At 63.1% G+C, this 16,663-nt stretch carries 17 protein-coding genes; 7 read left to right on the forward strand and 10 right to left on the reverse strand.

Annotated elements, in window-relative coordinates; translation table 11 throughout:
- Positions 1-45: 45 nt before the first annotated feature.
- The 3 genes from ACF8FG_RS05165 to ACF8FG_RS05175 form a co-directional block, all read right to left on the reverse strand.
- Complete coding sequence (locus ACF8FG_RS05165) at positions 46-810, reverse strand: hypothetical protein (RefSeq protein WP_318080027.1); 765 nt, start codon at positions 808-810, stop codon at positions 46-48.
- A 64-nt stretch (positions 811-874) separates the two neighbouring features.
- A complete protein-coding gene (locus ACF8FG_RS05170) occupies positions 875-2,152 on the reverse strand; it encodes a bifunctional O-acetylhomoserine aminocarboxypropyltransferase/cysteine synthase (protein ID WP_004575388.1) in 1,278 nt (425 codons plus the stop codon).
- Between the two features lie 82 nt (positions 2,153-2,234).
- Positions 2,235-3,230, reverse strand: a complete 996-nt coding sequence (locus ACF8FG_RS05175) for a 5'-nucleotidase (protein ID WP_318080026.1) — start codon at positions 3,228-3,230, stop codon at positions 2,235-2,237.
- Between the two features lie 142 nt (positions 3,231-3,372).
- On the opposite strand from ACF8FG_RS05175, the gene ACF8FG_RS05180 reads away from it, so the two are divergent.
- Positions 3,373-3,858 (forward strand): hypothetical protein, encoded by a 486-nt coding sequence (locus ACF8FG_RS05180; protein ID WP_014591511.1) that lies wholly within the window; start codon positions 3,373-3,375, stop codon positions 3,856-3,858.
- Positions 3,859-3,865: 7 nt separating this feature from the next.
- Here the strand turns inward: ACF8FG_RS05180 and ACF8FG_RS05185 are convergent, their stop codons facing one another.
- From ACF8FG_RS05185 to ACF8FG_RS05195, 3 genes are all read right to left on the reverse strand, one after another.
- Complete coding sequence (locus ACF8FG_RS05185) at positions 3,866-4,861, reverse strand: D-2-hydroxyacid dehydrogenase family protein (RefSeq protein ID WP_014591510.1); 996 nt, start codon at positions 4,859-4,861, stop codon at positions 3,866-3,868.
- Positions 4,862-4,971: 110 nt separating this feature from the next.
- The gene (locus tag ACF8FG_RS05190) at positions 4,972-6,129 is read right to left on the reverse strand and encodes a YbfB/YjiJ family MFS transporter (protein ID WP_014591509.1); all 1,158 of its coding nucleotides are present in this window, start codon (positions 6,127-6,129) and stop codon (positions 4,972-4,974) included.
- Positions 6,130-6,143: 14 nt separating this feature from the next.
- Positions 6,144-7,826 (reverse strand): amidohydrolase, encoded by a 1,683-nt coding sequence (locus tag ACF8FG_RS05195; RefSeq protein WP_178095686.1) that lies wholly within the window; start codon positions 7,824-7,826, stop codon positions 6,144-6,146.
- A 129-nt stretch (positions 7,827-7,955) separates the two neighbouring features.
- Between ACF8FG_RS05195 and ACF8FG_RS05200 the strand changes: the two genes are divergently transcribed.
- Positions 7,956-8,576 (forward strand): TetR/AcrR family transcriptional regulator, encoded by a 621-nt coding sequence (locus ACF8FG_RS05200; protein ID WP_019438822.1) that lies wholly within the window; start codon positions 7,956-7,958, stop codon positions 8,574-8,576.
- A gap of 52 nt (positions 8,577-8,628) precedes the next feature.
- Here ACF8FG_RS05200 and ACF8FG_RS05205 read toward each other — a convergent pair whose 3' ends face one another.
- Positions 8,629-9,528, reverse strand: a complete 900-nt coding sequence (locus ACF8FG_RS05205) for a LysR substrate-binding domain-containing protein (RefSeq protein WP_014591506.1) — start codon at positions 9,526-9,528, stop codon at positions 8,629-8,631.
- A gap of 94 nt (positions 9,529-9,622) precedes the next feature.
- On the opposite strand from ACF8FG_RS05205, the gene ACF8FG_RS05210 reads away from it, so the two are divergent.
- Positions 9,623-10,798 carry an MFS transporter gene (locus ACF8FG_RS05210; protein WP_070384005.1) on the forward strand — a complete coding sequence of 392 codons (1,176 nt, stop codon included), beginning with the start codon at positions 9,623-9,625 and terminating at the stop codon, positions 10,796-10,798.
- A 53-nt stretch (positions 10,799-10,851) separates the two neighbouring features.
- Here the strand turns inward: ACF8FG_RS05210 and ACF8FG_RS05215 are convergent, their stop codons facing one another.
- Positions 10,852-11,475, reverse strand: a complete 624-nt coding sequence (locus ACF8FG_RS05215) for a glutathione S-transferase family protein (RefSeq protein WP_010953466.1) — start codon at positions 11,473-11,475, stop codon at positions 10,852-10,854.
- Positions 11,476-11,674: 199 nt separating this feature from the next.
- Here ACF8FG_RS05215 and ACF8FG_RS05220 point away from each other — a divergent pair, with 199 nt between their 5' ends.
- The 4 genes from ACF8FG_RS05220 (at position 11,675) to ACF8FG_RS05235 (ending at position 14,776) form a co-directional block, all read left to right on the forward strand.
- Positions 11,675-11,977 (forward strand): DUF3077 domain-containing protein, encoded by a 303-nt coding sequence (locus ACF8FG_RS05220; RefSeq protein ID WP_014591504.1) that lies wholly within the window; start codon positions 11,675-11,677, stop codon positions 11,975-11,977.
- A 79-nt stretch (positions 11,978-12,056) separates the two neighbouring features.
- Entirely contained in the window at positions 12,057-12,779 is a 723-nt protein-coding gene (locus tag ACF8FG_RS05225; RefSeq protein WP_019438824.1) for a hypothetical protein, read from the forward strand.
- Positions 12,780-12,905: 126 nt separating this feature from the next.
- On the forward strand, positions 12,906-13,832 hold the full coding sequence (locus ACF8FG_RS05230) for a LysR family transcriptional regulator (RefSeq protein WP_014591502.1): 927 nt from the start codon (positions 12,906-12,908) through the stop codon (positions 13,830-13,832).
- A 167-nt stretch (positions 13,833-13,999) separates the two neighbouring features.
- The gene (locus tag ACF8FG_RS05235; RefSeq protein WP_010953470.1) at positions 14,000-14,776 is read left to right on the forward strand and encodes an SDR family oxidoreductase; all 777 of its coding nucleotides are present in this window, start codon (positions 14,000-14,002) and stop codon (positions 14,774-14,776) included.
- A gap of 11 nt (positions 14,777-14,787) precedes the next feature.
- Here ACF8FG_RS05235 and ACF8FG_RS05240 read toward each other — a convergent pair whose 3' ends face one another.
- Together ACF8FG_RS05240 and ACF8FG_RS05245 are read right to left on the reverse strand one after the other, a co-directional pair.
- Positions 14,788-15,342: a WYL domain-containing protein gene (locus ACF8FG_RS05240; RefSeq protein ID WP_041167176.1), complete on the reverse strand. Its 555-nt coding sequence runs from the start codon at positions 15,340-15,342 to the stop codon at positions 14,788-14,790.
- 211 nt (positions 15,343-15,553) lie between these two features.
- Entirely contained in the window at positions 15,554-16,462 is a 909-nt protein-coding gene (locus ACF8FG_RS05245; protein WP_014591500.1) for a LysR family transcriptional regulator, read from the reverse strand.
- Positions 16,463-16,663 lie beyond the last annotated feature (201 nt).

Genomic DNA, 16,663 nt, shown 5'->3' on the forward strand with positions numbered 1-16,663 from the left:
CGCTGGCTTGCCTGCGATGGGCTGCACAGCAGCCCCAACGGCCTATCAACGCCGCCGCAACACAGCGGCCAGCCCAATGGTCAGCATAACAGCGCCCAGCATGGCCAGGCCGATGGTAACGCCAACGCCCCACGTTTCCAGCAGCCCCGCCAATACCAGATAGAACGCAATGACCCCCACCGCGCCGATCGCATTCCCCCGCACCATCGCAGCCATCCCGGCTCGCCCGCCCTGCACATGGGCGAACACCACCAGCGGCCAGGCAATCACCGGAATGGGCGCCAGCATCCCGCTGGTCGCCGGGCCTAGCCAGCTGGCCAAGCTGGTGGTGATCATCAGCAGGGAAGTGGCAGACACCATGCGCAACGGGATTTCCCAGTACCGGTGCCGGGGGCGGGCCAAGGTATCAGGTTTGGGCTCGCGGCCGCTGGCGCGGATCAGCACGCCGATCAGCACAAACGCTACCGCAATCGACAGGTACAGGCTGCCCCAGTGGGTAAAGGCATAGGCGGCCAGGCCATAGAACAGCAATGCCAGCAGCACGGTCACGGCGATGCCGAGTGCGCGCGTGGCTAGCAGGTAGACGGTGTAGGTGGCCTGCACCGCCGCCAGGCCGCCCAGTGCGCCGGGCAGTGCGCCCAGGGCAAAGGCCGTGCCTTGTTCCAGGCACAGGAAGGTCATCACCAGCGCCGAGGTGATCGGCAGGCCGGACAGCAATCCGCCTAGCAGGCCGCCCCAGCGCCGGGAGGCGAGGGAGATGGCCCACATCAGCAGGGGTGTGACGATGAGTTTCAGGTAAAACAGGGTCATTGCGGGTGCATCCAGGCTTGATGAAGGTGCGCCCGCCTTCGACATTGGGTAGGGCGCGGAGGCATCAGCCGCGGCTGGCCTCCAAGGCCTGGGCCAGGTCGGCGATGATGTCGTCACTGTGTTCGATGCCGATCGACAGGCGCACCATGTCCCGTGGCACGCCGGCCTTCTCCAGTTCCTCGTCGTTGAGCTGACGGTGGGTAGTAGAAGCGGGGTGGCAGGCCAGTGACTTGGCGTCGCCGATGTTCACCAGGCGTACCACCAACTGCAACGCGTCGATGAAGCGCGCGCCAGCCGCCTGGCCACCCTTGATACCGAACGACAGGATCGATGCCGGCTTGCCACCGGTGTAGCGCTGGGCCAGTTCATGTTCGGGGTGGTCGGGCAGCCCGGCGAACTTCACCCAGGCCACTTGCTCGTGGGCTTGCAGGTAATGGGCCACCTTCAGCGCGTTCTCGGTATGGCGCTCCATGCGCAGGGCCAGGGTTTCCAGGCCTTGCAGGATCAGGAAGGCGTTGAACGGCGACAGCGCGGCGCCGGTGTTGCGCAAGGGCACCACACGGCAGCGGCCGATGAAGGCGGCAGGCCCGAAAGCTTCGGTGTAGGTGACGCCGTGGTAGGACGGGTCGGGGGTGTTGAGCAGGGCGAAGCGTTCCTTGTTTTCGGCCCAGGGGAATTTGCCGGAGTCAATGACGATGCCGCCGATGCTGGTGCCGTGACCGCCGATGTACTTGGTCAGCGAGTGCACGACGATGTCGGCGCCGTGCTCGAACGGCCGGCACAGCACCGGGGTGGCCACGGTGTTGTCGACGATCAGCGGCACCCCGTGGCGGTGGGCGGCCTCGGCCAGCGCAGCGATATCAACGATATTGCCGGCGGGATTGCCGATGGACTCGCAGAATACCGCTTTGGTACGCGCGTCGATCAGCGCTTCGAGGGCGGCGATATCGTCATGGGCCGCGAAGCGGGTGTGGATTCCCATGCGTGGCAGGGTGTGCGCCAGCAGGTTGTAGGTGCCGCCGTACAGCTTGGCCACCGAGACGATATTGTCGCCGGCTTCGGCGACGGTCTGGATGGCGTAGGTGATAGCCGCCATGCCCGAGGCTACGGCCAGCGCGCCAACCCCGCCTTCCAGGGCGGCCATGCGCTGCTCGAGCACGTCGTTGGTGGGGTTCATGATGCGTGAGTAGATGTTGCCGGCAACCTTCAGGTCAAACAGGTCGGCGCCGTGCTGGGTGTCGTCGAAGGCGAAGGAGGTGGTCTGGTAGATCGGTACGGCCACCGCCTTGGTGGTCGGGTCGGGGCTGAAGCCCGCATGGATGGCAAGCGTTTCCAGCTTCATGCAATCGTTCCTTGAGCGTGGGTGGAAGCGTTCGAGCATGCGGCGGCGAGCGGGCGTGGGTCAAGGGCGACGCTCTGGCGGTTTATGGCTCGCGTGACAATTCACAGATCGGCAGTTGATCCTGCTTCACGTCGGGTTCCTGAGGCGAGCGCACTCTGTTCGCCACCCCAAACGGTACATGCACCATCGGCAGGTTCCCCGCTGGCGATTGCAGGTGCGTGCGCTGGTCGTCGAAAAACACATGCGGCCTCAATATCGACAACACCCTGGGTTTATCCATACCGCCTAGAAAAAAGCACTCATCCGGGGATACACCCCAATCCTTCAAGGTCGTCACCACCCGCTCATGCGAAGGCGCGTTGCGCGCCGTGACGATGGCAATGCGCAGAATCCGCTGGTACGTCGGGTCCTCGGCCAGCTTGCGATCCTCCAGCATGCGTATCCGCGAAAGCTTGCGGTAAAGGTCTGCCAGTGGCCCCGGCGAATGCGGGGTGCCCTTGTGCATGCGCTCGTGTTCCTGAAAGTCGTCCAGGTTGTCGTTGCGCTTGTAAACACTCTCTGCCTCGTCGTCGGCAATCACGCCATCGAAGTCGAAGGCCACCCGCAGCTCAGTGTCGATTTCATCATCGTAGATGCGCGTAGGCAGTACACGCCCGGCAGGGTAGTTGGCGTCGATGGCCTTTTGCACATCTTCCTCGTTGGCGCTGAGAAACAGCGAGGCATTGAACGCCGGGATGTATTCGTAGGGCGAGCGGCCCGACATGAATGCCGCGCGGGTGATGTCCAGCTGATAGTGGTTGATGGAGCGGAACACCCGCAGGCCGGTTTCCGGCGAGTTGCGCGAGAGCAGCACCACTTCCACCGGCAACTGGTCGGGGAACGCCTTGTTGATGCTCAGGAAGCGGCGAATGAACGGGAGCGCCACCCCCCTGGGGAACGGCTCGTCCAGGTTCTGTTCCTGGTGTTGGCGGTAAGCCTCGACACCTTGTGTCTGGTAGATGTCATCAGAAACGGAGAGGTCGAACAGCGCACTCGAGGCAACGCCGATGACCAGTTTTTCTTCAATAGGGTAGGGCATGCAGCAGCTCCTGCGAGTGGCTTGAAGGCAAGTGTACGCGCACGCTCTGACGAAAGCCGTCAATTGCACGACTCATCAGTGGATCCAGCGATGTCATTTTGATAGCTTCTCGCCCCTTACCGCAGTATCCGGACAGTGATTGATGAACCAGCTACATGAACACGGCACCCTGACTCCGCTTGCCGAGGCGAATGGGAAGACGATGCACGAAAGCCACCTTGAGGCAGACGCGTCGACCCCGCAGGCCATCGAGCACGAAGCACTGCTGGCCAGTATCGAGATGCTGAACAAAAAGCTCGTGGCCACTACCCTGGCTCGCGTGCAGAAGGAAGGGGCGATTCGCAAGCACCTTGAGCAGTGCCAGCAGCAACTGGCCGCCAGCAATCAGGCTCGGGAGGGGCTGTCCATCACGGTGACCACGGCGCTGAAGAAGCTCGCGCTGGCAGCGAGCACCCAAGCAGACCGCCTGGACAGTGTGGAGGCACGCTTGACCCGCCTGGCTGAGCACCAATGTGAATGCATGTCGCAGTCAGCAGCCAGTTGGCCCGCGTATCTGGAGCGTCACGCCGTGTCGTTGGTTGCCTTGGCCGTGGCTGTGTTTACGCTGGGGCTGCACTTGCTCGGTTAGTGCAACTTCAAGGCGGCGCCGGGTTCAGGCGTTGAAGGGTCAAAGCTTGCGGGTTGGCGACGTTCTTCGGCACCCCGTCGAAAAACGCCAGCACATTGTCGAAGGCGTCACCGAAGTACAGCTCGTAGCCGTTCTTCTCCACATACCCCAGGTGGGGCGTGCTGAGTACACGTGGGTGGCGCAGCAGTGGATGTGCCGGGTCGAGTAACGGCTCCTCCTCATAAACATCCACCGCCGCGTAGCCCGGCCGCCCGGCATCCAATGCCTGCAATAATGCGCCTGGTGCAATCAGTTCTGCGCGGCTGACGTTCACCAGCAAGGCGTCGGGCTTCATGTGGGACAGGTCGTCGAAGGTCACCCCATGGCGTGTCAGGTCCGAAAGGCGCAGGTTCAGGCTGACAATATCCGCCTCGGCAAAAAACGCCTCACGCGAGGCGGCAGCAGCGTGGCCATGGGCTTTGGCTGCGGCGCGGCTGCTGTCGCTGCCCCACACCAGCACGGGCATGTCGAAGGCCTGCGCATAACGCGCCAGGCGCTGGCCGATCTTGCCATAGCCCCAGATGCCCAGCGTCTGCCCGGCCAGCGCCTGGCCCAGGTTGACCTGCCATTGGCCTTGGCGGAAGGCATCAATGGCCGGCAGCAGTTGCCGGCGTGCATTGAGGATCAGCGCCCAGGCCAGTTCGGCAGGCGCTACCGGCGATCCGCGCCCCTCGGTCACGGCAATGCCGCGCTCTGTGCAGGCAGCCAGGTCGAGGTGGCTGGACACCTTGCCGGTCTGGCTGATCAGCTTGAGGTTGGGCAGACGGTCGAGCAAGGCGGCTTCGATGCGTGTGCGTTCGCGGGTGAGGACCAAGGCGTCGGCATCGGCAAAACGTGCTGCAAGTTGTTCCAGCGTGGCAGGCGGGTGCTCATGAAGGACGCTGACAGCATGCCCGCTCAGCTTGCCGAAGCAATCGAGCGTACGGATTACATCCTGGTAGTCGTCGGGAATGACAATACGCATGTTGGTCTGGCCCGGTCGGTACAGTGAAGCGTCGAAGATAACCTAACGGGCGGTATCGGTGTCAGATCGGGCTGCAGTCGTTGCACACCATCACCGGCTCATGCGCTCCATCAGGCAGCTTCACGAACTGCCCGCCGATGAACCACGCCGGCCACGCCCTTCAGCACGCACCCCAACACCACCGCCGTCCCTGCACTGGCAAAGATCATTTCCCGCCCGGCACTCTGTTGCTGCAATGCCACTAACGCCGGCGCTGCCGCCGCGGCCCCCAGTTGCAGCGCACTGACCCAGGGTGTCAACGTGCCGCGTGGGTCATTGGTGGCAATTGCCCCCATGTAGTAGGTTAGCGCCAGCACCCAGCCGAAGTTCATCAGAAACAGTGCCATGCACAGCTGATCGGCATCATGTGTATACCGCGCCAGCAGGGTGATTGACACAAGCACTACCAGCGAGCCCAGGCCGATCATCGGGCCACGGCTCACCCGTGCGCCCAGCAGGCTGGGCAGGGCGCCGCCAGGCAAGCCACCCAGTATTCCCAGCCCGAACGCCCAGCCCACATCCACCGCCTCGATGCCACGTTCGCGCGCCAACTGTTCGACAAACCCCCACAACGAATAGATCGCCAACTGCAGGCACAGCATCCCCAGCAGGGCGTAGCGCCCGATAATCGCGGAGCCGCCGCCTGGCTGCGCCAGGCGCACGGGTGTTACACGCTGCAGCCGTACCGGAATGAACAACGCAGCCATAGCGATCAGCACGAACCAGAAACCCAGTGATGCAATCGCCGTGCGGTGACCGAACTGCTCTGCCAGTTGTGGCAGGCACGTCGCGTACAGGGCAAAGACAGCGGTTTGAATCAGCAGCGACAGGCCGTACGAGCGATCCTGGCCCGGCAGCCGGCCAAGCCCGCTGATCGACCCGGCATACAGCAGGCCCGCAGTGATACCACAGGCAAAACGGCACAGAATCAAGGTCGTCAAAGTGTCCAGCGCAGCGCTGAGGAGGTTCAACATCAGCGCTGCAAAGGCTGCCGCCAGGTACAGCCCACGGCCACTTGGATGACGTCTTGGTATCGATAGCAGCAGGCAACCGAGCAGTGTTCCGCTCATTTCACTGGAAAGTACCCAGCCCTGTTGGCTCAGGTCCAGATGCAACCGCTCGGCCAGCAGGCCGATGAAGATGGGTTGTACGCCAATGATGATCAAGGCCGTGGCGGCGATGTAGATCAGCGCAGCACGCAGAAGCAGGGTGTTGTTATTGTTGTGCATGGTCGGGTCCGGGGTCAGGCGCGGGGCAGGGTACCTGCGTCGTGGGTGATGCGGCCGTTCATTACGGTCAGCGCTACTTCGGTATTGCCGATCTGGTAGCGGTCCAGTTCGAACAGGTCCTGCTCCAGCACGATGATGTCGGCACGCTTGCCAACGGTGATCGAACCGATTTCCCGTTCCAGGCCCAGTTGGTAGGCACCGTTGAGGGTATAGGCGGCGATCAGTTGCGGGATACTCAGGCGCTCGTCGGCATCGGGCATCACAGGGGCATCGGGTTCGCCACTGAGCTGGCGGGTGTGGCCCGATTCGATGTGTTCCACAGGCTTGTGCTGGCATCGGCATTGGCACACCAGGCCGTCCATGCCGATGGACACGGTCACACCTTGGTCGATGAAGCTGCGGAATTTATACATCGACGCCCAGCGTGGGTAGCCATAGGTCTGCTGGATGGCCTCGGCGTAGGCGTCGACCACGCCCCACTGCAACTGGGTGTTGGCCATGACGCCGATACGGCGAAAGCGCGGGATGTCGTCGGGGTGGGTGAGAAAGGCGTGAGTGATGACGTGACGACGGTCGCGGGGCGGATTGCTGGAGAACGTGCGCTCGAACACGTCCAGCGCCATGCGCACGGCGGCATCGCCCACTGCATGCACCATCACGTCGATACCCAGGGCGTCGGCCTTGCGCACATGGCCCTCGAACACTTCCTCGGGCATGGTCGTCGATCCGCAGCTGTGTGGCTTGTCGCAATAGGGCTCGAGCAGGAACGCGGTGTGGTTCAGCTCGGTCCCGTCCAGCATCAGCTTGAGGGTCTGCGCCTTGACCAGCGGCGAGTCGTAGCGTTCGCGCAGGGCCTGCAGCCGCGTGACCGGATCGTCCTCGGTGCCCATGTTGATGTAGCTGCCGACCACCCGCAGTTTCAGGCGCTCCTCACGCTCCAGTTGCTGCAGGGTTTCATACAGCAGCGACTGGTCGCCAGCGGGGTCGAGGAAACCGGCATCGAATACCGTGGTAATCCCGGCCGCCACCAGTTTCTCTTGCCAAAAGGGGATCGAGCGCAGGTACAGGTCGATGCCTGTCGGTAGGTAGCCGGCTTCGCTCAGACGTTGCATCAGTAGCGAATAGGCGGCGCAGTCAATGATCACGCCCGTGGGCTCGCCGGTGATCGGGTCCTTTTCGAACCAGCTGGCGCCCTCTTCTAGTGGCGGGGTGTTGCGGTCGATGCCGGCAGCGTTCAGGGCGAAGCTGTTGACCCACATGGTGTGATAGTCGGTGGACAGCAGGCACACGGGCTTGTCCGCACAGATGGCATCCAGTACTTCGCGGCGCAACATATGCCCAGGCATCAATGGCTGGATCCAGCCCATGCCGGTAATGGCTTTTTCACAGGGGTTGGCCTCGACGTAGGCCTGGAGCAGGGCCAGCACCTGTTGCGGGTCTGTATGGTTGACCAGCGCCTGAAAGGCAAAGGCGGTAGAGGAAAAATGCCAGTGAGACTCGACGAAGCCCGGCAGCACCAGTTTGCCGCCGGCATCCAGCAGGCGTGTGGCAGGGCCGGCGTATGCCATGACGCTGCCGTGGTCGCCCACGCAAACGATGCGTTCGCCGCAGATGGCCACCGCCTCAGCCCAAGGCCTGTGCGGGTCGACCGTGTAGATGCGGGCATTGTGAATAATAAGGTCTGCGGCGGTGGACATGGCAACTCCCAGGTCAGAATGGAGCATTAGTTTTGAGTTCATTAAAACTTTTAGTCAATAAAATATTTTTACGACGCAGCTTTGCGTTATGCTGTGCGCCGACGTGTACGATTCGAAAAAGGTGTGAATGTGAGCGGACTGCGCGAGCAGCAGAAGGCGATGCGTCGTGAAACCATCAGCCGAACGGCGCTAGGCCTGTTTGAAACGCAGGGTTACCAGACCACCACCATGGAGCAGATCGCGCGCTTGGCCGCAGTGTCGGTGCCCACGGTGTTTGCCTATTTCGGCAGCAAGCAGGAAATTTTGCTGGAGAAGCTCCGCGAGGCCGACCACCGGGCGGTGACCGAAGCCCGGCGGCGCCTGCCGGAATTCGACGATGCGCTGGAGGCCCTGTGCTGCTACGAAGCGCACTTGACCGATTACGCATTCGAGGTGCTGCCTGCACCGCTCTGGCGCGAGATATTGCCGCCGTTGCTGCCGTTGCTGGGGGCTGAGCAGCAGGGCGTGCCGGATGCCTACAGGCGCGTCAACGACGCGTTGGTCAACGAGTTGAAATGCCTGCTACAGGACTTGTGCGACAGCGGCAGGCTGGCGGCTGGGCTGGACGTGGGCTATGCGGCGTTCCTGATCAACGATTACGGGCACCTTCAGTTGCTGCGCCTTTGCAGCCGCGAGCCGCTGGACATGGCGGCACACCGGGCGGATGTGCGGCGGTTCATGGGCTTTATCCTGGCCGGCATGCAAGCGTGATGAGACTGATCAGGGCGCGCGTGGGCGGCCCTGTCGCGACATGAGGCCGGCCCTACAGACCGCCAGATAGCTGTTCCACCAGAAAATCCACAAACACCCGCACCCGTGCCGGCATGGCCGGGCCGCCGACGAACACCGCATGAATCGGTTCCCGATCCCCAGGGTTGTAAGCCTCCAGCAACGGCACCAGTTGCCCGTTGGCCAGGTCATCGGCCACGGTAAAGGTGCCGATACGCGCCACGCCGGCGCCCAGCCTGGCCAGCTGCGCCAGCGCCTCGCCACTGCTGCATTCGATATTCCCTTTAACCTTCAGTGAGAACGTATGCCCGTCGCGGTGAAACGGCCAGTCGGGCATCGCGCGGCGGAAGTTGAAGCGCAGGCAGTTGTGCCGGGCCAGGTCTTCAGGTTCAAGCGGGGTACCGTGGCGTTGCAGGTATTCTGGCGAGGCCACCACTACCTGGCCGGTCTCGCCAATGGCGCGAGCGCTCAACGAGCTGTCCGGCAGGTGACCGAAGCGCAGCGCCACGTCGGCCTGGCCGCCGAGAATGTCGGCCACCTCGTCGCTGAGGGTCAGGTCAACCAGCACTTGCGGGTAGCGTGCGCTGAAGGCCGCCAGCAGCGGCACTACGGTCAACCGGGCATGGCCCAGCGCAGCGCTGACCCGCAATCGCCCGCGTGGCACGCCTTGGTCAGTGATGGCTTCTTCCACTTCGAGCATGTCCGCCAGCACCCGCCGTGCGCCGCGCAGGTAGGCCTCTCCCTCGGGGGTGAGGGTGAGCGCCCGGGTCGTGCGCAGTAGCAGGCGGGTACCCAGGCGCTGTTCGGTGCGGGCGAGAATGCGGCTGACCGCCGAGGGCGTCAGGCCTAGCGCCCGGGCGGCGGCAGACAGGCTGCCCGCTTGCGCCACCTTGGCAAAAATCTCCATCTCGCCGGATCTGCCACTGAAGTCCATTTGTGCCTCGCAAGCAAAGGTGGTTCGCAAAAATGCAGTCTAGTGCTCATTTTAAACGGATTGTAGCATTTGCGGCATAGATAAGGAGCTTGCCATGCGTATCAATCCACCGCTTGTCGCACTCGCCATCGGTGCCTTCGGCATCGGCGTTACAGAGTTCGCCCCCATGGGCATGTTGCCCAGTATCGCTACCGACCTTGGCGTTTCCATTCCTGCTGCCGGGCTGCTGGTCAGTGCCTATGCCATTGGCGTGCTGATCGGCGCGCCGCTGATGACCCTGGCCACGGTGAAGATCCCGCGCCGTTACCTGTTGATCGGGCTGATGGCCATTTTCACCTTGGGCAACCTGATGTCGGCCGTGGCCAGCGACTACGCCAGCCTGCTGGTCGCCCGCGTGGTCACTTCACTCAACCACGGCGCCTTCTTCGGCATCGGCTCGATCGTCGCGGCCAGTGTGGTGCCGCCCGCGAAGCGCGCCGGGGCCGTGGCTGCAATGTTCATGGGTTTGACCCTGGCCACCATCGGCGGCGTGCCGTTGGCGACCTGGTTGGGTGAAATGCTGGGTTGGCGCACGGCGTTCTGGGGTATTGCCGGGCTTGGCCTGGTGGCGATGACCACACTCTGGTACGCACTGCCCAATGTTGCCTCGCCCAAGGGCGAGGGTGCCATGGCCGAGATCCGTGTGCTGGGCCGCAGGCCGGTACTGGCGGCCTTGTTGCTGACCGTGGTGGGTTCCAGCGCCATGTTCACGGTGTTCACCTACATTGCGCCGATCCTGCAGCATGAAGCGGCGGCGTCCACCCCCTTCGTGACGGCCATGCTGGTGCTGTTCGGTGTCGGCCTGACCTTGGGCAACGTGTGGGGCGGCAAGGCGGCGGACCGCTCGATCGATCGCACCCTGATCCTGTCACTGGCTGGGCTGATTGCCGTGCTGCTGGTGTTTCCGCTGGTACTGGACTGGCCGCTGCCGACCGCCCTGGCGATCCTGGTCTGGGGTGCGGCCAGCTTTGCCCTGGTGCCGCCGCTGCAAATGCGGGTCATGGAGGCGGCCAAGGATGCACCCAACCTGGCCTCGGCGGTGAACATTGGCGCGTTCAACCTGGGCAATGCGATCGGTGCGGCGCTGGGCGGCGCAGTGATCAATGCGGGGCTGGGCTACCCGGCGATTTCCTTGGCGGGGGCTGCGATGGCGACGCTGGGGTTGGTACTGGTGCTGCTGTTTGCCTGGCGTGGGCGAGGGGTGGTAGCAGGGGGGCAGGTTGCGCTGTAGCAGGCCGGAACCTTGGGGCGCTTTGCGCCCCTCGATTCACGTCCTTGCCGGTATTACGGCGTACCGTTTCGGCCATGCAAGTGATAGGCAGGGCGCTCGCTCAGGCGCTCGTAGTAATCGCGCACAGCAGGCAGGTGCGGGTGCTCGAACGGCGTTTCGAACCAGCGGTTGACCGACAGGCCGATCGGGATGTCGGCCAGGGTGAACTGGCTGCCGGCCACATAGGCACCGGTGCTGGCCAGCTGGCGGTCGAGGATGCGCATGTAGCGTGACCACTCGGCACAACCGGCAGCCAGTGCTTGCGGGTCCTGGTGAGCGGGCGAATGCCTGACCAGCGACATGAACGCGTAGCTCCACGAGCGGTTCAGGTCCGAGGCCTGCCAGTCGATCCACTGGTCGATCCGCGCTCGCGCCTGGGCTTCGCCGGGATAGAACGCGGTGGCGCCGTAGCGGCTGGCCAGGTAACGGATGATGCTATTGGATTCCCACAAGGTGAAGTCGCCGTCCTGGATCACCGGAATCATGGCGTTGGGGTTCAGCGCGAGGAACTCGGTGCTGTCAGTGGCCTTGAAGCCAGAACCCCAGTCTTCGCGCTCGAACGCGATCTCGAATTCGGCGCAGGCCCACAGGACTTTTCGCACATTGATGGAAGAGGCTCTTCCCAGTATCCGCAGCATGGTGTTCGTCCTTGTGTGGGGGAGGTTGATCGTCCGCCACTGTCGGGGGCGGGTCAAGGGGGGCTGAGCGGTGGCTCGGCGCTCCCTGTGCAGGGTTCTTGTAGTCCATTTCCTAAAGTGACCCTTTCCACCCCTTTGTCATTGTAATGGGGTAGGCAGCGGCCTAGCCTCGGCTAGCACCTAACCTTGAGGAATGGACATGGACAGCGAAAAGCCGAAAAACAGCAGCAAGCCCTATGTCGTGCAAGCCGCGAGCCGCTTTGGCAACAGCGATGCCGAACTGGTGCAAATGAAACCGCAACTGCCAATACGCACCGCACTGATGGAAGCTTCGGGCATCATGGGCTGCATCACCGAAATCACCCGCAAGGCCATCGACAGGCCTGACGACCGCCAGGTGATGATGAAGGCCACGTACTACCTGGCGGGGATGGCCAAGTCACTGATCGACGGCCAGTTGCTGCAGATGCGTCAGGCGCGCGAAGGCGGGGGCGAAGCCTAGCCAGGCTTGCCTGGGGGGCGCGAACTTGGCACCCTTGGGCGGTTTTAATCGTCTGTAACACGACAGAAGGAAGCATGCATTGAGCTGGGACAAGGTGGGGAAGCTTCTCGTCGCCGTGCTGATCGGCCTGATGGTCCTGTTGGCCGCCTACGCGTTGCTCAGGGGCAATCCGCGCCTTGAGGCGTCACTGACCTATGCCTACCTCACTTATCCCAGCCAGTTCAGCGAGCGGATCAGCAAGGCCAGCGAGCAGCTCAAGTACGAGCAGTTGCAGGGGCGAATCAACGGTATCGTTCAAGGCCAGCTGGGCCATGATCAGGTCGAGCGGCTCATCGAAATGGCGCAGGCCCCTTATGCCCAGCTGTTCGCCAAGCCTTTCGAGGCAGGGCTGGTCGACCACCGTACCGGCCTGCTGATCGAACTGCACAACAGTGGTGATGCGCAGGTCCGGCAGGTGAAAATCCGCCTGCCAGCCAAGGGCCTGGTGCAGGTGCGCGATGCTGCCGGCAACGACACGCTGCTGGAAACCGCCATCGCCCAGGTTGATATCCCGGCCATCGAGCCAGGTGGCACCTGCAAGGTGTGGGTGTATTTCGATGCCGACTACTCGCAGATCCGCCATGGCGGGGTCAGTATCAGCCACGCCGACGGTGAGGCCCATGTGCAGGTGTATCGCGAGGTCATCGGTTTTCCGGCCATGGTAGCCCGTTACAGCCGTGAGCTGATGATACTGCTTGGCATACTGGCGGCCAGTGTAATGGCCTTGGCCTATGCCTGCCTGGCACGTCGTGACCCGCGGTAAAACAGCCTGCAGAAAAATCCGTGCATTCGTTCTGCGATCGAGGGTCATTTGCGGAAAACTCAATACGCCCCCGCAGACGACCCTCTATAGTGCTCGGCATGACGAAACCCCTGCCGAGCCTGCCTGATGATCCCTTCTCTGGATTCCATTTTTTCTCGCCTGCGCCTGCGCCAGTTGCGCTTGCTGATCGAGCTGGACCGCTGTGGCTCGCTGCACAAGGCAGCTGAAGCCATGGCCATTTCCCAGCCCGGTGCCACCAAGGCCCTGCGTGAGGTCGAGGAGATACTGGGCGTACCGTTGTTCCAGCGAATGCCCAGCGGCCTGGTTGCCAACGACGTGGGCCGATGCGTGGTGCGCTACGCGCGGCTGATCCACAGTGACCTGGGGCATCTGCGCGAAGAGGTGTTGGGCATCGTCCAAGGCCAGGGCGGGCGGCTGGCGGTGGGCAGTATCATGGGGGCTATGCCCACACTGGTCAGCGCCCTCGGGCGCTTGCGCCGCAAACAGCCGCAACTGGCAGTGGAAATCGCCGAGAATACCAGCGCCAACCTGCTCGTCCAGCTGGACGAAGGGCGCCTGGACCTGGCCATCTGCCGGCCAGGGCTGGGCCGCAACGCGGCGGAATATGGCTTTGTCGAACTGGCCCAGGAGCCGTTGACGGTGGTCGCGCATCCGCAGCATCCGCTGGCCGGGGCGGCGGCACTCAAGATCAGCGACCTGAGCCATTATCGCTGGGTGGTTTATCCGGCCAACATGCCCATGCGCCAAGCGCTGGAACGCGAGTTGAGCGAGGCGGGGGTGGAGGTGTCACGGTACCCACTGGAGACCTTTTCCACCTTCGCCACCTTCATGCTGCTTGAAGATGACCCGACGTTGGTGGCAGTCATTCCCCGTGCAGTGGCGGCCTTTGCCGAGCAGCGCGGGTTGCTGGTGTCGCTGGCGGTGCCGCTACGGGCGTTGAGCGAGCCGTTCGGCATCGTGCACCGGGTCGCGGCGCCGTTATCGCCTGCGGCACGATTGCTGGTGGAGGAACTGACGGCGGGTGAAGTGTGACGGTCCCCATTGATTTCCAGTCCGTTGCCGAAGCGCTGGCAGGGATAAGCGGCGGTTATCGGTGGATCAGTTCTTTTCATTATCGGTGGCCCTGTCCTGTCCTCTAGATTGCCCCGGCAGCGCCTGTCAGTCACCCTGTCACCCTGATTGCATCAAGGACTAAACCAATGGATCTAGGCATCACCGGCCGCTGGGCCATCGTCTGCGCGGCCAGTCAAGGCCTTGGCAAAGGCTGCGCCGAAGCGTTGGGCAAAGAAGGCGTCAACCTGGTCATCAATGCCCGTACCCAAGCCACCCTGGAGCAGACCGCCAGCGAGTTGCGCAGGGCCTGCCCGGGCATCGAGGTCCATACCGTGGCAGGGGATGTTGCCGATCCCAAGGTGCGCCAGGCGCTGTTGGCGGCCTGCCCGCAGGTCGACATTCTGGTCAACAACGCCGGTGGCCCGCCACCGGGGGACTTCCGTGATTGGGGGCGTGATGACTGGCTGAAGGCGCTGGACGCCAACATGCTCACGCCCATCGAGCTGATCAAGGCGGTGGTAGATGGCATGGCCGAGCGTGGTTTTGGCCGGGTGGTGAACATCACCTCCGGCGCGGTGAAGGCACCGATCGACATGCTGGGTTTATCCAACGGTGCCCGCAGTGGCCTGACCGGATTCATTGCCGGCCTGGCCCGGCAGCAGCGTTTGGCGGGCTGCAATGTGACACTCAACAACCTGTTGCCTGGGGCGTTCGACACGGCGCGTCTGCAAAAGACCTTGAAGGCTGCGGGTGGTGATGTGGAAGTCACTGCCCAGGCGCGGCGCAAGGCCATTCCGGCGTCGCGTTTTGGCGATGCCGCGGAGTTTGGCGCGTATTGCGCATTTCTGTGCAGCGCGCATGCCGGCTACATCACCGGGCAGAACCTGCTGATCGATGGCGGGGCGTATCCGGGAACCTACTGACGCCGTTGGCGCTATTGCTTGCAGCCGCCTTCGCCCTCATGCAGCGCCAGGCTCTGGCGCAATTGTTCAATCATGGCCGCGCGCAGCGCCTGCGGCGCCTGGATGCGGATCGACCCCGCCTGGGACAGCAGCCAGCCCATCAGCGCGCGGTTGTCGTCGACGGTGGCCACCAGCGCGGCGCCGCCGCCAGCCTGGGGCGTCAGTTGCATATCGACGGACAGGGGTGATTGCTCCAGGCGGCGGGCCAGCGCGTCATCGACCCAGGCATACAGTACGACGTGTGTCGGGGGGGCAAGTGCGTCGGGTTGCAGCTGCTGCGCTTCGCCCAGGCTCAAGCCCGGTTGCCAGTACCAGCCATAAGGCATGCCTTTACTGTTGCACTGAAGCGGGAACAGTGCGGCGAGCTCGACCAGGTCGCGCTCGACGGTGCGTTTGCTGGTGGTATGGCCCACGGTTGTCAGGGCAGCCTGCAACTGGGTGGAGCTCATTCCCGGGTGGCGGCCGGGCAGCAACTTGAGCAGTTGCCACTGGCGGGCGATGGTGTGGCGGGTCGGGTGGCTGGGCAAAGGCTCGTCCTTGAAAGCAGGCACTGAGCCTGCCTGGGTAGTGGCGTTTAGCTATTGCCTAGCATACTCCGTCACAAGATGGGATCCAAGTTGTGGCGTAAGGCCTCGGGCAAGTGGTGCGCCGCCAAGTCAACGACGAGCGTGTCGTTGTGGTAGTGGTAATCAGTTGGCAAGCGCGAATGCTGAGCGGTCTATCGAGCGGCTCAGCGCGTCAGGTGATGACCCGCTGCAACGCCTCGATAAACATCTCCTCCGCCCGGCTGAATCGCTGCTCTCTGTTCCACAGCAGGTGAATGTCCACATCGGCAATCCCTTCGTGCGGCGACAGCTTCCAAAGCAAGCCCGCGTCAACATCCGGTGCCACCACATGTTCGGGCAGGCAGCCGATGCCAAACCCGGCAATCACCAGTCGGCGCACTTCCTCAAGGCTTGGCGATGACGCCACGATGCGCCCGGCAAACCCTTGTTGGTCGCGGAAAATGGTCAGCGGCGACAACATGCCGCCAATTTGGTCGCTGGTGAAACTGACAAAGTTCTCCCGCTGTAAATCGCCTTCGGCCTGGCCGAACAAGGCATGGTGCTTGCCACAGAAGAATGCATATCGTTGGCGCAGAAACAGCCGCTGCTCCAGCCGTGGCTGTGCACGCCGGTTGAGGCTGAGGCCCGCTGTAGCGGTTTTCTCCTGCAGGGCGGCGACGATATCGGAGCTGCGCATCACGTCGATTTCCAACTCGACCCTTGGGTGCTGGCGATGGAAGTTGGCCAGGAAGTCATCGAAACGTTCGCTGACGATGCGACTGATCATCAGCAGGCGCACTTTGCCCACCAGCTCGTCCGCCGGTTGTTCCAGCAAGCCGCCGATCTGCGACATCTGCCCGTACACCTCGCCAGCCAGCTGGAACAGCTGCTCGCCCATTTCTGTCAATACGAAGCGCGGTCCGCGACGGGCAATGAGCTGGCGGCCAAGCTGCTCTTCAAGGCGTTTGAGCGCCTGACTCACTGCCGGCTGGGTGAGGTGCAGGCGGGCGGCGGCACGGCTGATGGACAGCTCCTGGCCGATGACCCGGAAGGTGCGCAGCAGGTTCCAGTCGAGGCGGTCGTTGAGCAAGCGGTCAGGCATGGCAGGGCTCGATGATAAGCATGGCTAATAGTGCGCATAATAAATAGAAAATTGACTAATCATAGCCTCCGGCCGATAAATCGCAGTCATCGAAACCTGTTGCATCGACGTTGGCCCCCTTCGCGGGTGAATCCCCGCCTGCAGTGATCGCGCAGACGCTGTGGAAGCGGGTTGTCCCGCTGAAAAGGCACCATCGAGTCA

The organism is Pseudomonas sp. YQ_6, from assembly GCF_043103245.1.
GTDB lineage: Bacteria > Pseudomonadota > Gammaproteobacteria > Pseudomonadales > Pseudomonadaceae > Aquipseudomonas > Aquipseudomonas alloputida.

Coding starts and splice junctions, on each gene's coding strand:
- ACF8FG_RS05165 (WP_318080027.1), bottom strand. CDS start 810: ATGACCCTGTTTTACCTGAAACTCATCGTCACACCCCTGCTGATGTGG.
- ACF8FG_RS05170 (WP_004575388.1), bottom strand. CDS start 2,152: ATGAAGCTGGAAACGCTTGCCATCCATGCGGGCTTCAGCCCCGACCCG.
- ACF8FG_RS05175 (WP_318080026.1), bottom strand. CDS start 3,230: ATGCCCTACCCTATTGAAGAAAAACTGGTCATCGGCGTTGCCTCGAGT.
- ACF8FG_RS05180 (WP_014591511.1), top strand. CDS start 3,373: ATGAACCAGCTACATGAACACGGCACCCTGACTCCGCTTGCCGAGGCG.
- ACF8FG_RS05185 (WP_014591510.1), bottom strand. CDS start 4,861: ATGCGTATTGTCATTCCCGACGACTACCAGGATGTAATCCGTACGCTC.
- ACF8FG_RS05190 (WP_014591509.1), bottom strand. CDS start 6,129: ATGCACAACAATAACAACACCCTGCTTCTGCGTGCTGCGCTGATCTAC.
- ACF8FG_RS05195 (WP_178095686.1), bottom strand. CDS start 7,826: ATGTCCACCGCCGCAGACCTTATTATTCACAATGCCCGCATCTACACG.
- ACF8FG_RS05205 (WP_014591506.1), bottom strand. CDS start 9,528: ATGGACTTCAGTGGCAGATCCGGCGAGATGGAGATTTTTGCCAAGGTG.
- ACF8FG_RS05210 (WP_070384005.1), top strand. CDS start 9,623: ATGCGTATCAATCCACCGCTTGTCGCACTCGCCATCGGTGCCTTCGGC.
- ACF8FG_RS05215 (WP_010953466.1), bottom strand. CDS start 11,475: ATGCTGCGGATACTGGGAAGAGCCTCTTCCATCAATGTGCGAAAAGTC.
- ACF8FG_RS05220 (WP_014591504.1), top strand. CDS start 11,675: ATGGACAGCGAAAAGCCGAAAAACAGCAGCAAGCCCTATGTCGTGCAA.
- ACF8FG_RS05230 (WP_014591502.1), top strand. CDS start 12,906: ATGATCCCTTCTCTGGATTCCATTTTTTCTCGCCTGCGCCTGCGCCAG.
- ACF8FG_RS05235 (WP_010953470.1), top strand. CDS start 14,000: ATGGATCTAGGCATCACCGGCCGCTGGGCCATCGTCTGCGCGGCCAGT.
- ACF8FG_RS05245 (WP_014591500.1), bottom strand. CDS start 16,462: ATGCCTGACCGCTTGCTCAACGACCGCCTCGACTGGAACCTGCTGCGC.